Annotated in this window: 12 protein-coding genes and 1 other RNA gene; 9 read left to right on the top strand and 4 right to left on the bottom strand. The window is 61.6% G+C overall.

Annotated features, from left to right (window positions below; translation table 11 throughout):
* Positions 1–52: 52 nt before the first annotated feature.
* The 4 genes from K3819_RS24065 to K3819_RS24050 all read right to left on the bottom strand — a co-directional run bounded on the left by K3819_RS24065 (position 53) and on the right by K3819_RS24050 (position 3,497).
* Positions 53–631 carry a BON domain-containing protein gene (locus tag K3819_RS24065; RefSeq protein ID WP_011335871.1) on the bottom strand — a complete coding sequence of 193 codons (579 nt, stop codon included), beginning with the start codon at positions 629–631 and terminating at the stop codon, positions 53–55.
* On the bottom strand, positions 628–1,221 hold the full coding sequence (locus K3819_RS24060) for a phosphoheptose isomerase (protein WP_007928463.1): 594 nt from the start codon (positions 1,219–1,221) through the stop codon (positions 628–630). Before K3819_RS24060 ends, K3819_RS24065 begins: the two co-directional genes overlap by 4 nt.
* A gap of 102 nt (positions 1,222–1,323) precedes the next feature.
* On the bottom strand, positions 1,324–1,686 hold the full coding sequence (locus K3819_RS24055) for a YraN family protein (protein ID WP_085610965.1): 363 nt from the start codon (positions 1,684–1,686) through the stop codon (positions 1,324–1,326).
* Positions 1,686–3,497 (bottom strand): penicillin-binding protein activator, encoded by a 1,812-nt coding sequence (locus K3819_RS24050; RefSeq protein WP_064599306.1) that lies wholly within the window; start codon positions 3,495–3,497, stop codon positions 1,686–1,688. Before K3819_RS24050 ends, K3819_RS24055 begins: the two co-directional genes overlap by 1 nt.
* Positions 3,498–3,674: 177 nt before the next feature.
* Here K3819_RS24050 and rsmI point away from each other — a divergent pair, with 177 nt between their 5' ends.
* The 9 genes from rsmI to mraY all read left to right on the top strand — a co-directional run bounded on the left by rsmI (position 3,675) and on the right by mraY (position 12,744).
* On the top strand, positions 3,675–4,580 hold the full coding sequence (gene rsmI, locus K3819_RS24045) for a 16S rRNA (cytidine(1402)-2'-O)-methyltransferase (RefSeq protein WP_373874503.1): 906 nt from the start codon (positions 3,675–3,677) through the stop codon (positions 4,578–4,580).
* 73 nt (positions 4,581–4,653) lie between these two features.
* Positions 4,654–5,007, top strand: an RNA gene (rnpB, locus tag K3819_RS24040) — RNase P RNA component class A.
* 403 nt (positions 5,008–5,410) lie between these two features.
* Positions 5,411–5,866, top strand: a complete 456-nt coding sequence (gene mraZ, locus K3819_RS24035; protein WP_007917012.1) for a division/cell wall cluster transcriptional repressor MraZ — start codon at positions 5,411–5,413, stop codon at positions 5,864–5,866.
* The gene (rsmH, locus tag K3819_RS24030; RefSeq protein ID WP_039766256.1) at positions 5,863–6,810 is read left to right on the top strand and encodes a 16S rRNA (cytosine(1402)-N(4))-methyltransferase RsmH; all 948 of its coding nucleotides are present in this window, start codon (positions 5,863–5,865) and stop codon (positions 6,808–6,810) included. The genes mraZ and rsmH overlap by 4 nt, the downstream gene beginning before the upstream one ends.
* Positions 6,807–7,100 (top strand): cell division protein FtsL, encoded by a 294-nt coding sequence (gene ftsL / locus K3819_RS24025; RefSeq protein ID WP_007956777.1) that lies wholly within the window; start codon positions 6,807–6,809, stop codon positions 7,098–7,100. Before rsmH ends, ftsL begins: the two co-directional genes overlap by 4 nt.
* Complete coding sequence (locus K3819_RS24020; protein ID WP_221399729.1) at positions 7,100–8,839, top strand: penicillin-binding protein 2; 1,740 nt, start codon at positions 7,100–7,102, stop codon at positions 8,837–8,839. The genes ftsL and K3819_RS24020 overlap by 1 nt, the downstream gene beginning before the upstream one ends.
* On the top strand, positions 8,839–10,302 hold the full coding sequence (locus K3819_RS24015) for a UDP-N-acetylmuramoyl-L-alanyl-D-glutamate--2,6-diaminopimelate ligase (protein WP_221398074.1): 1,464 nt from the start codon (positions 8,839–8,841) through the stop codon (positions 10,300–10,302). Before K3819_RS24020 ends, K3819_RS24015 begins: the two co-directional genes overlap by 1 nt.
* Entirely contained in the window at positions 10,295–11,662 is a 1,368-nt protein-coding gene (gene murF / locus K3819_RS24010; RefSeq protein WP_085610961.1) for a UDP-N-acetylmuramoyl-tripeptide--D-alanyl-D-alanine ligase, read from the top strand. Before K3819_RS24015 ends, murF begins: the two co-directional genes overlap by 8 nt.
* Positions 11,662–12,744, top strand: coding sequence for a phospho-N-acetylmuramoyl-pentapeptide-transferase (gene mraY, locus K3819_RS24005; RefSeq protein WP_007956769.1), 1,083 nt, complete (start codon positions 11,662–11,664; stop codon positions 12,742–12,744). Before murF ends, mraY begins: the two co-directional genes overlap by 1 nt.
* The last annotated feature ends 4 nt before the right edge of the window (positions 12,745–12,748 follow it).

The following is a 12,748-nucleotide window of genomic DNA, read 5'->3' as shown; positions in this document are numbered from 1 at the left end:
CGAGCCTGCTCGCGATAGCGCTTTCGTAAGCGCCACCGAGGGCAAGTCGTTCTCAGTCGATGTACTCGAACAGCTTCACAATCTTCTGCACACCGGAAACGCCCTGCACCAGGTTGGTCGCCTGGGCGGCTTCCTGTTTGGTCAGCAGGCCCAGCAGGTAGACGATGCCGTTCTCGGTCACGACCTTGATCCGCGAGCCGGGAATGCTGGCGTCGGTGAGCATCTGGGTCTTGATCTTGGTGGTCAGCCAGGCATCGTTCTGGCGGGCCAGCAGGGAGGAGGGCTGCAACACTTGCAGTTCGTTATGGACCTTTTTCACGCGCTGAACGTTGGCGGCGGCCTGTTCGGCCTTCTCCTTGAGGTCCGCGCGCGGGGTCTGACCGGCCAGCAGCACAACGCCGTTGAAGCTGGTGACGACGATGTGCGAGTCGTTGTCCAGGGCCGGATCGGCCTTGGCCACGTTGACACCGACTTTGGTTTCGATGAGCGAGTCATCGATCTTGCTGCCGAAAGTGCGGGTACCGCGGTCGTCTTCGATCGGCGCTTCACGGCTGGCATTCACCACAGAGGTGCAGCCGCTGATGCCGAGGCACAGGGTCAAGGCCAGAAGGCCAAGGCGATTAGGGGTCATTCTTCACTCCCGAACAGTTGGCTGTCGATCAGATCGCAAAGGCAATGGATCGCCAGCAAGTGGACTTCCTGAATACGTGCGGTGACATTGGCCGGTACGCGAATCTCGACGTCTTCAGGCAGCAGCAGCGAAGCCATGCCGCCGCCATCGCGTCCGGTCAATGCTACGACAATCATTTCGCGATCATGTGCGGCCTGGATCGCCTGAATAATGTTCGCCGAGTTGCCGCTGGTCGAAATTGCCAGCAGCACGTCACCCGGCTGGCCGAGTGCGCGGATCTGCTTGGAGAACACTTCGTTGTAGCTGTAGTCGTTGGCGATCGAGGTGATGGTCGAGCTGTCGGTGGTCAGCGCGATGGCTGGCAGGCTCGGGCGCTCACGCTCGAAACGGTTGAGCAGTTCCGAGGAGAAGTGCTGGGCATCGCCGGCCGAGCCGCCGTTACCGCACGAGAGCATTTTGCCCTCGTTGAGCAGGGCGTTGACCATCACCTGGCTGGCTTGCTCGATGTGCGGTGCAAGTACGTCCATCGCCTGTTGCTTGGTGTCGATGCTGGCCTGGAAAAGCTGGCGAATTCGGGATTGCATGTCCATCTGTGTGACCTTAATTAGCGCGGCTGTCCGGCACGTGAATGTGCAGCCCGCAAAGCAAAGAGCAAAAGTGTTGAGTGAAAGTGTCCGGGTCGGAGCAGGCGGTCAACTGTCGAACGCATTCTGCAACCAGTTCAGCTGACCGTGGCGGCTGTCGATGGCCACCACGTCGAAGCGGCAGGGGGAATTGGCCCAACGCGACTCGCGCTGAAGAAAATACTGTGCGGCGAAAATCAGTTTCTGCCGTTTGCGCTCATCGATGCTGTCGAGTGCGCCACCCCATTGAGTGTTCTTTCGGTAACGGACTTCGACGAATACTACTGTATCGCCATCAAGCATGACCAGATCAAGCTCACCGCGTTTGCATAACCAGTTCTGCGCCAGCAGGCGCAGACCCTGGTGTTGCAGATGCTCGAGCGCCTGGCGCTCGGCATCCTTGCCGCTTTGCAGGTTTGACCTGTCGGGCATCAGCGTGGAGTGTCCGGCAGACGCTGGATCTGACCGCTGACGAACTGCGCCCATGGCAACTGACGCACAACGCGCTGGGACTGGGTCATGCCCAGGCTGCCCGACTGACCTTCGATACGGCTGTCCGGCAGTGCCTTGAGCTGATCCAGTCGTGGCGCCAGGCGGTAGGCGTCGACGCCCATCGCGTACAGGCGGCCCAGGCTGCCGGCGGCTTGCGGCCATTGCGCGGTGACCTGCTGACGCAGCGGATCGCTGGTTTCCAGCAGCCACGGGGTTTCGCAGAAACGCACGCCGTTCATGTCGTTGTACTGGTTCACGTCGCCGCTGGCGCTGAACACGTGGGAGGTCGCGTAGACCGGCACGTCACCGGCGTACTGGAAGTTCAGGGTCGGCTTGATCTGCTGCGCCTGTTGTGGGGTGGCGGCGAGGAAGATGAATTCGATGTCCTGGCGACGCGAAGGCTGGGCGGCAACGTTGGTGCCGGCGGCATTCTGCAGGCTCTTGGCGCGAGCTTCGCTTTGACGCAGCTGGAACATGTCGGCGATCTGCTGGGCCAGTTGCACTGGCTGATCGACGCGTTCGGTGGCGACGATGCTGCCGCCGTTGGCTTGCCAGTCCTGGCTGAAGGCGCGCAGGACGCGGTCGCCCCATTCGCCTTTCGGCACCATGATGGCGGCGCGGTGCAGGCCGTCGGCACGGGCGCGGCGGGAGACTTCGCGGGCTTCGTCTTCAGCGGCCAGGCCGAACTGGAACAGCTGCGCCGGGCCTTGGTCACCTTCGCTGTAGTTCAGAGCGAGGGTGGTGATCGGCAGTTGCGGGCGAGTGCTCAGCTGTTTGACCAGCGGCTTCTCCAGCGGGCCGACGACCAGTTGCACGCCATCGGCCTGGGCCTTGCGGTAGAACTCGTCGAGGTTGGTCAGTTTCGAGCTGTCATAGAATTCGATGGCCGGTGGTTTCTGGCCGGCTTGCTGAGCCTGATAGTGCGCGGCCATGAAGCCGTCACGCAGGGCCTTGCCGACCGAGGCCAACTGGCCGTCCTGTGGCAACAGCAGGGCAATCTTGCTCAGAGGCTGGCTAGCCAGCTCCTTGAGTTTGGTCAGGGGCAGCGGCAGGTTGATTGCAGCTGGGTGTTTCGGATGCTGGTTGCGCCAGTTGTCGATGGCGGCTTGCTGTTGCTCCAGGGTGCCGGCGGTTTTCACTGCCAGAGCCAGGCTCATCCAGCCGCCAAGGTCATCGGTGGTGTTCGCTTGCAGTTGATCGGCCGGCAGCGACGCAATCAGGGTCCAGATCGCTTCGTGGTTCTTGCTGGCGGCTTCGCCTTCCAGCATCGGCGCGATGAAGATGCGTTCGCGGGCGGCCGCCAGGGTCTGGCCGTCGGCTTCAAGGGCGCGGGCGTGAACGGTGCCGGCGCGAACTTGCAGCGGTACGGACATTTCGCTCAGGCGTTGCAGGCTTGGGTGGCTCAGGGCGGTCAGCGCGGCTTTCGGCTGATTGCGGGTCATGGCCAGTTCAGCAGACAGGGTGCTGGCGAATGCCTGCTGGCCCGGCTGGAGTTGTTCCATCGGCACTTGCTGCAGGATTTGCGCGGACTGTCCGGCATTGCCTTGGCGGTACGCCATGTCTGCCGCACTCAGGCGCAGCAGCGCAGCCTTGTCCGGCGATTTGGCCTGGGCAGCCTGTTCGAGCAGTTGCTCGATAGTGGCATCCGGGGTCCGTGGAAGTTCGCCAAGGCTGGAGGAAGGGGAGCTGGCGCAAGCCGCCAGCAAGGCAGCGAGGCAGAGGGCAGTGAACAGCCGCAGGCAAGCGATCATGTAAGTGTTCCTGATACTCGATCAAATTAGCGTCGAATTGTACCCAAGCACTGGCCGGGGCGCGATGTTACTGGCGTGAAACCGTCAATTTAGCTGATACAAAGAGTGCGCAGCCTCACAATGGTGCGACAAACCGTGTCCGACCCGGACGCGTCGTCCGGCGTGCGACGCGCTACAATGGCGGCTTTTACCGATCATGAGGTGTGCGCTTTGACTGCTCCAGGTCCTTTGAATTCCGCTGCGGGCTCGCTTTATGTGGTGGCGACGCCCATCGGCAACCTGGATGACATCAGCGCCCGGGCGTTGAAGATCCTGCGCGAGGTGGCGCTGATCGCCGCCGAAGATACGCGTCACTCCCAGCGCCTGATGCAGCACTTCGGCATTTCCACGCCGCTGGCAGCCTGTCATGAGCACAACGAGCGGGACGAAGGCAGTCGTTTCATTACCCGTCTTTTGGCAGGTGACAACGTCGCGCTGATTTCCGATGCCGGTACGCCGCTGATTTCCGATCCCGGTTATCACCTGGTACGGCAGGCTCGTGCTGCGGGGATCAATGTGGTGCCGGTGCCAGGTGCGTGCGCATTGATCGCGGCGTTGTCGGCTGCCGGTCTGCCGTCCGACCGCTTTATCTTCGAGGGTTTTCTGCCGGCCAAGGCGGTGGGGCGCAAGGCGCGCCTGGAAGCGATCAAGGAAGAACCGCGCACGCTGATTTTCTACGAGGCGCCGCATCGCATTCTGGAATGCCTGCAGGATATGGAGGCGGTATTCGGCGCTGATCGTCCTGCATTGCTCGCTCGTGAAATCACCAAGACTTTTGAAACCCTCAAGGGATTGCCGTTGAGCGAGTTGCGGGCGTTCGTCGAGGCGGACAGTAATCAGCAGCGCGGCGAATGCGTTGTGGTAGTGGCGGGCTGGACCGCGCCGGAATCCGAAGACGCCGTCAGCAGTGAGGCGATGCGCATCCTCAATCTGTTGCTGGAAGAGATGCCGCTCAAGCGTGCGGCGGCCCTGGCAGCGCAAATCACCGGTGAGCGCAAAAACGTGTTGTACCAAGTGGCACTGGATCAGCAAAAAGGCGCGTAACCCGTCGCGCAGACCGGTTTGCGGGCTATTAGCGCTTGTTCTTCGGCCGCTCTGCCGTTAACCTGCGCGGCGGAGAGTCGATCGGACAGTCGCTGCCCTCTATGAAAATTAGGGGGGGGAGGAAAGTCCGGGCTCCATAGGGCGAAGTGCCAGGTAATGCCTGGGAGGCGTGAGCCTACGGAAAGTGCCACAGAAAATAACCGCCTAAGCGCTTCGGCGCCGGTAAGGGTGAAAAGGTGCGGTAAGAGCGCACCGCACGTCTGGCAACAGTTCGTGGCTAGGTAAACCCCACTTGGAGCAAGACCAAATAGGGTCCCAAGGCGTGGCCCGCGCTGGGACCGGGTAGGTTGCTAAAGATGTCCAGTGATGGCCATCGTAGACGAATGACTGTTCAAGACAGAACCCGGCTTACAGATCGACTCTCCACCTTTTTCTTTTCCCTGCTTGAATTAAAGGCGACAGGGCTGTTTATTATCAGCAGGCCTGCGCTGGAAACCCGGCAGCGGCAAACGCAGTAATAGCCATTTCCCACCTTGCTTCAATCAACAGCAGAAGCGCTTTTGTAATACCGAAAAAATCTTACTCTTAACAAATTACTTTAACTTTCGAGCGCAGCTTTCAGTGCTGCTTCAAGTTATTGGATAAAAGCATCCGCCAGATTCTCGTTGCTCCTCCTTTTATGCTCCTAAATCTCCGTTCTGTAAGGGTTTTCCTTTAATCCGCGCCTTGACGGTGTGGTGGGCGCATTCCTATAGTGTGCGCAAGTGGCGGAAAGTGGCATGAAGTGGGTTTTTTGAGCTCAAAACGATAAAAATTGGAGAAACGCAGACGTGTTTCGCGGAGCTAACGCTATCAGTCTCGATGCAAAGGGCCGTCTCGCCATGCCGAGCCGGTACCGTGACGAGCTCGATTCGCGCAGCTCCGGCCAGTTGATCGTGACCATTGATGCCGTTGATCCATGTTTGTGTGTCTACCCGCTCGATGAGTGGGAAATTATTGAAACCAAGTTGCGCGCGCTTCCTTCGCTTCGCGAAGAGAACCGTCGTCTGCAACGTTTATTGATTGGTAATGCCGTTGACCTCGAGCTCGACGGCAGTGGTCGTTTCCTGGTGCCGCCGCGCCTGCGCGAATACGCGAAGCTCGACAAGCGCGCGATGCTGGTGGGCCAACTGAACAAGTTCCAACTGTGGGACGAAGATGCCTGGAACGCGGTTTCTGCCGCTGACCTGGCTGCCATACAACAACCGGGCGCCATGCCTGACGAACTGCGTGATCTGATCCTGTGACTATTGATAGCGGCTTTAACCACATCACCGTACTGCTTGACGAAGCCGTCGAGGCTCTCGCCGTACGTCCTGATGGCTGCTATCTGGACGGCACGTTCGGTCGCGGCGGGCACAGCCGGTTGATCCTGAGCAAGCTCGGGCCGGATGGTCGGCTCATCGGATTCGACAAGGATCCTCAGGCGATTGCCACCGGGCAAACGCTAGCGGCCGAAGACGGCCGCTTTGTCGTTGTGCAGCGCAGCTTTGCCGAGCTCGGTTCGGTGGTTGCCGAGCAGGGTCTGGCCGGCAAAGTCAGCGGCATTCTGCTGGATCTGGGCGTGTCTTCGCCGCAGCTCGATGATGCCGAGCGCGGCTTCAGCTTCCTCAACGACGGTCCGCTGGACATGCGCATGGATCCGTCCCGTGGCATCAGCGCCGCCGAGTTCGTCAACACCGCGCCGGTGGAAGAAATCGCCCGTGTGTTCAAGGAATACGGCGAAGAACGTTTCTCCGGTCGCATGGCCCGTGCCGTGGCCGAGCGTCGTGACATTACGCCGTTCGAGCGCACCGCCGATCTGGCCGAAGTGCTGAAAGTCGCCAACCCGGCATGGGAAAAGGGCAAGAACCCGGCAACCCGAGCCTTCCAAGGCCTGCGCATTCACGTCAACAACGAACTGGGCGATCTGGAAGCGGGTCTTGAAGCCGCGCTCGAATGCCTGGAAGTGGGCGGTCGTCTGGTCGTGATCAGCTTCCACTCGCTGGAAGACCGTATCGTCAAACTGTTCATGCGCAAGCTGGTGAAAGGCGAAGCCGACAACCTGCCGCGCAACCTGCCGGTTCGCCACGTTGCGTTCGAACCGAAAATCAAAGTCCATGGCAAAGCGCAGACGGCCTCCGACGCCGAACTCAAAGCCAACCCACGTTCCCGAAGCGCCGTCATGCGCGTCGCGGAGAAGCTGCGGTGAGCAAGCTTTTCGCCAAGCCACTGCCCGGCGGCAGCTTTTTCATGCTGCTGTTGTTCATCGGCGTGCTCGTGTCGGCCATCGGCGTGTCTTACAGCGCCCACTGGAACCGGCAGTTGCTCAACACCCTTTACAACGAACTGAGCGTGCGCGACAAGGCGCAGGCCGAATGGGGGCGCCTGATCCTGGAGCAAAGCACCTGGACCGCCCACAGCCGGATCGAAGTACTGGCCACCGAACAACTGAAGATGCACATCCCTGGCGCGGCTGACGTGAAGATGGTGGCGCCATGATGAAACTCGAGGGGGCTCTTTTCCCGTGGCGCTTCCGTCTGATGGTGGCACTGCTCGGCGTGATGGTCGCGGCCATCTGCTGGCGCATCATCGACCTGCAAGTGGTTGACCGAGACTTCCTCAAAGGCCAGGGCGACGCGCGCAGTCTTCGGCACATTCCGATTCCGGCTCACCGTGGTCTGATCACCGACCGTAACGGCGAGCCGCTGGCCGTGAGTACCCCGGTGACCACGCTGTGGGCCAACGCCAAGGAAATGCAGACCGCCAAAGAGAAGTGGCCGGCGCTGGCTGCCGCGCTGGGGCAGGATCCTAAAGCCTTGGCCGAACGCCTCGAAGCCCAGGCCAACAAAGAATTCATTTATCTAGTGCGCGGGATGACCCCCGAGCAGGGCCAGGCCGTGCTCGACCTGAAAGTGCCGGGCGTCTACGGCATCGAAGAGTTCCGCCGGTTCTACCCGGCCGGTGAAGTCACCGCGCACATGGTCGGGTTCACCGACATCGATGACCACGGTCGTGAAGGCGTCGAGCTGGCCTACGATGAATGGCTGGCCGGCGTGCCCGGCAAGCGGCAAGTCATCAAGGATCGGCGCGGACGGCTGATCAAGGATGTCCAGGTCACCAAAAACGCCAAGGCCGGCAAGCCCTTGGCGTTGTCGATTGACCTGCGCCTGCAATACCTGGCCAACCGCGAACTGCGCAACGCGATCATCGAGAACGGCGCCAAGGCCGGCAGTCTGGTGATCATGGACGTGAAGACCGGCGAGATTCTCGCCATGGTCAACCAGCCGACCTACAACCCGAACAACCGTCGCAACCTGCAACCGGCGATGATGCGTAACCGCGCGATGATCGATGTGTTCGAACCCGGTTCGACCATGAAAGCGATCTCGATGAGCGCCGCGATCGAAACTGGCCGCTGGAAACCGAGCGACACCGTCGAGGTGTATCCGGGCTCCCTGCAGATCGGCAAATACACGATCAAGGACGTATCGAAGACCGAAGGTCCGGTACTCGACCTGACCGGCATTCTGATCAATTCCAGTAACGTCGGCATGAGTAAGGTCGCGTTCGATATCGGCGGCGAAACCATTTTCCGCCTCGCACAGAAAGTCGGCCTCGGCCAGGACACCGGCCTCGGCTTCCCGGGCGAACGTGTCGGCAACCTGCCGAACTACCGCGAGTGGCGCAAAGCCGAGACCGCGACGCTGTCCTACGGCTACGGTATCTCGGTGACCGCGATCCAGCTGGTGCACGCGTTCTCGGCGCTGGCCAATAACGGGCGTCTGGCACCACTGACCCTGATCAAAACCGACAAGGCGCCGCAGACCACCCAGGTGCTGCCGGAAGCCGTCGCGAAAACCATGCAAGGCATGCTGCAACAAGTGATCGAGGCCCCGCGCGGCGTGTTCCGTGCGCAGGTGCCGGCGTATCACGTGGGCGGCAAGTCCGGTACCGCGCGTAAGACATCGGTCGGCACCAAGGGTTACGCCGAAAATTCTTACCGCTCGCTGTTCGCCGGTTTCGGCCCGATGAGCGATCCACGTTATGCAATCGTCGTGGTGATCGATGAACCGACCAAGGCCGGTTACTTCGGTGGCCTGGTCTCGGCGCCGGTGTTCAGCCGTGTGATGTCGGGCACCCTGCGCCTGATGAACGTCACCCCGGACAACCTGCCAACCACACAACAGGCCAACGCCACCCCGGTCGTTCCGCTGAAAGCCAATGGAGGGCGCGGCTGATGTCTCTGAGTCTGAACAAGATTTTCCCCCACGCCGGCCACGATCTGTTGATCCGTGAACTGGCGCTCGACAGTCGCAATGTACGCGCGGGTGATCTGTTCCTCGCGGTGCCGGGCGGCAAGTTCGACGGGCGTGCGCACATCGCCGACGCCTTGCAGCGCGGTGCTGCTGCCGTGGCCTATGAAGTGGAAGGCGCAACGGTGCTGCCGATCACCGAAGTGCCGCTGATTCCGGTCAAGGGGCTGGCGGCGCAGCTTTCGGACATCGCCGGGCGTTTTTACGGTGAGCCGAGCCATCACCTGAATCTGGTGGGCGTGACCGGCACCAACGGCAAGACCAGCGTGACCCAACTGGTGGCGCAGGCGCTGGATCTGCTCGGTCAGCATTGCGGTATCGTCGGCACCCTCGGCTCCGGTTTCCACGGTTCGCTGCAAAGCGGCCTGCACACCACGCCGAATCCGATTGCCATGCAAGCGACCTTGGGCGACCTGAAAAAGGCCGGCGCCAAAGCCGTGGCCATGGAAGTCTCGTCCCACGGTCTGGATCAGGGCCGGGTTACCGCGCTGGCATTCGATGTGGCAGTGATGACCAACCTGTCCCGCGATCACCTCGATTACCACGGCACCATGGAAGCGTACGCCGAGGCCAAGGCCCGGCTGTTCGCCTGGAATGACCTGAAGTGCCGCGTGGTCAACCTCGACGACGATTTCGGCCGGCAACTGGCCGCTGAAAAGCGCGAGTCACGTTTGATCACTTACAGCCTGCTCGACAGCAGCGCCTATCTCTATGTGCGTGAAGCGCAGTTCGACGACGAAGGCGTGCGCGCCACGCTGGTCACGCCGCAAGGCGAACGCCATCTGCGCAGCACGCTGCTCGGCCGTTTCAACCTGAGCAACGTACTGGCCGCCGTCGGCGCATTGCTCGGTCTCGACTACGCCCTCGACGAAATCCTCAAGGTGCTGCCGAAACTCGAAGGCCCGGCCGGACGCATGCAGCGTCTCGGCGGCGGCACTCAGCCGCTGGTGGTGGTCGATTACGCCCACACTCCGGACGCGCTGGAAAAAGTGCTGACCGCATTGCGCCCGCACGTCAAAGGCCAATTGCTGTGCCTGTTCGGCTGCGGCGGTGATCGCGATCGCGGCAAGCGTCCGCTGATGGCTGAAGTGGTCGAGCGTCTGGCCGACCGCGTGCTGGTCACCGATGACAATCCGCGCACCGAAGACCCGGCGGTGATTTTCGATGATATCCGCGCCGGCTTCACGGCTGTGGACAAGGTGACGTTCGTGGCCGGTCGTGGCCAGGCCATCGCGCAACTGATTGCCGGCGCTTCGGCGGATGACGTGATCGTTCTGGCCGGCAAAGGTCACGAGGACTATCAGGAAATCAACGGCGAGCGCCATGCATTCTCTGATCTGGTCGAGGCGGATCACGCCCTGACCGCGTGGGAGGTGGCCCATGCTTAAGGCCCTGAAACTCAGCGAGCTGACCAGCGCGCTCGACGCCCGCCTGATCAGCGCCGACGCCAGTTTTGACGGCGTGAGCATCGACAGCCGCGCGATCAAGGCTGGCCAACTGTTTATCGCCCTGACCGGCCCGCGTTTCGACGGTCATGACTATCTGAATGAAGTCGCCGCCAAAGGCGCCGTTGCTGCATTGGTCGAGCGCGAAGTCGCCGACAGCACGCTGCCGCAATTGCTGGTCAAGGACACTCGCCAGGCGCTCGGCCAGTTGGGTGCCTTGAACCGTGCCGCGTTCACCAAACCGGTCGCTGCGGTTACCGGCTCCAGTGGCAAGACCACGGTCAAGGAAATGCTCGCAAGCATCCTGCGCACACGCGGTCCGGTGCTGGCGACCCGTGGCAACCTGAATAACGATCTGGGTGCGCCGCTGACCCTGCTCGAACTCGCCCCGGAACACAGCGCGGCGGTGATCGAACTGGGCGCCTCGCGTCTGGGTGAAATCGCCTACACCGTGGGACTGACCAAGCCGCACGTAGCGATCCTCAACAACGCCGGGACCGCCCACGTCGGTGAGTTCGGCGGTCCGGAAAAAATCGTCGAAGCCAAGGGCGAGATCATCGACGGGCTGGCGGCCGATGGCGTCGCCGTGCTGAACCTCGATGACAAGGCGTTTGGTATCTGGAAGACCCGCGCCGGCGCGCGCAAGGTGCTGACGTTTGCCCTGAGCAACACTCAGGCGGATTTTTACGCCAGCGACCTGGCCACCGATGCCCGTGGTTGCCCGGCGTTCAACCTTCACACTCCTGAAGGTGTGGAACGGGTTCAACTGAACCTGCTCGGCACCCACAACGTCGCCAACGCCATGGCCGCCGCCGCTGCCGCTCACGCCCTGGGCGTGTCGCTGTTCGGCATTGCCACCGGGCTTGGCGCGGTACAACCGGTCAAGGGTCGCACCGTCGCGCAACTGGCGAAAAACGGCATGCGCGTGATCGATGACACTTACAACGCGAACCCCACCTCGATGTGCGCGGCCGTTGATATACTCGCCGGCTTTTCCGGCCGCACCGTTCTGGTGCTCGGGGATATCGGCGAGTTGGGCGACTGGGCGGAGCAGGGGCACCGCGACGTGGGCGAATACGCCCGGGGCAAGGTTTCCGCGCTTTACGCTGTCGGGCCGAACATGGTCCACGCCGTGAACGCATTCGGTAACGAGGCGCAGCACTTCGGCACACAAGCCGAACTGATCCACGCCCTCGGCGCCGAGCAGGACACAAACACCACCATTTTGATCAAGGGTTCGCGCAGCGCAGCGATGGAAAACATCGTTGCGGCCCTGTGCGGGTCCAGTCTGGAGAAACATTAATGCTGCTGCTGCTAGCGGAGTATCTGCAACAGTTCTACAAAGGCTTCGCGGTCTTCCAGTACCTGACCCTGCGCGGGATCCTCGGTGTGCTGACCGCGCTGGTCTTGTCGCTGTGCTACGGCCCGTGGATGATCCGCACCCTGCAGAACCGTCAGATCGGCCAATCGGTTCGTAACGACGGCCCGCAATCGCACCTGTCCAAATCCGGTACGCCGACCATGGGTGGCGCGCTGATTCTGTCTTCGATCGGCGTCAGCACTTTGCTTTGGGCTGACCTGAGCAACCGCTACGTGTGGGTCGTGCTGCTGGTGACCCTGCTGTTCGGCGCCATCGGCTGGGTCGACGACTACCGCAAGGTGATCGAGAAGAACTCCCGTGGTCTGCCGAGCCGCTGGAAATATTTCTGGCAGTCGGTGTTCGGCCTCGGCGCGGCAATCTTCCTTTATATGACGGCCAGCACACCGGTGGAAACCACCCTGATCCTGCCGATGCTCAAGGACTACAGCATTCCGCTGGGCGCAGGCTTCATCGTGCTGACGTACTTTGTGATCGTTGGCTCGAGCAACGCGGTCAACCTCACCGACGGCCTCGACGGCCTGGCGATCATGCCGACAGTGATGGTGGGCGGTGGTCTGGGCATCTTCTGCTACCTGTCGGGTAACGTGAAATTCGCGGAATACCTGCTGATTCCTTACGTACCGGGCGCAGGCGAGTTGATCGTGTTCTGCGGCGCACTGATCGGTGCCGGCCTGGGCTTCCTGTGGTTCAACACCTACCCGGCACAAGTCTTCATGGGCGACGTCGGCGCACTGGCGCTGGGCGCGGCCCTGGGCACCATCGCGGTGATCGTCCGTCAGGAAATCGTCCTGTTCATCATGGGCGGCGTGTTCGTGATGGAAACCCTGTCAGTCGTCATTCAGGTTGCGTCCTTTAAGCTGACCGGTCGCCGTGTGTTCCGCATGGCACCGATTCACCACCACTTTGAACTCAAGGGCTGGCCCGAGCCGCGCGTGATCGTCCGTTTCTGGATCATCACCGTGATTCTCGTGCTGATCGGCCTTGCCACCCTGAAGCTGAGGTAGAACG

Origin of the sequence: Pseudomonas sp. 3-2 (genome assembly GCF_019710535.1) — a bacterium.
GTDB classification, from domain to species: domain Bacteria; phylum Pseudomonadota; class Gammaproteobacteria; order Pseudomonadales; family Pseudomonadaceae; genus Aquipseudomonas; species Aquipseudomonas pharyngis.
The sequence above is the reverse complement of the archived record's forward strand: the minus strand, read 5'-3'. Positions and strand labels throughout refer to the sequence as shown.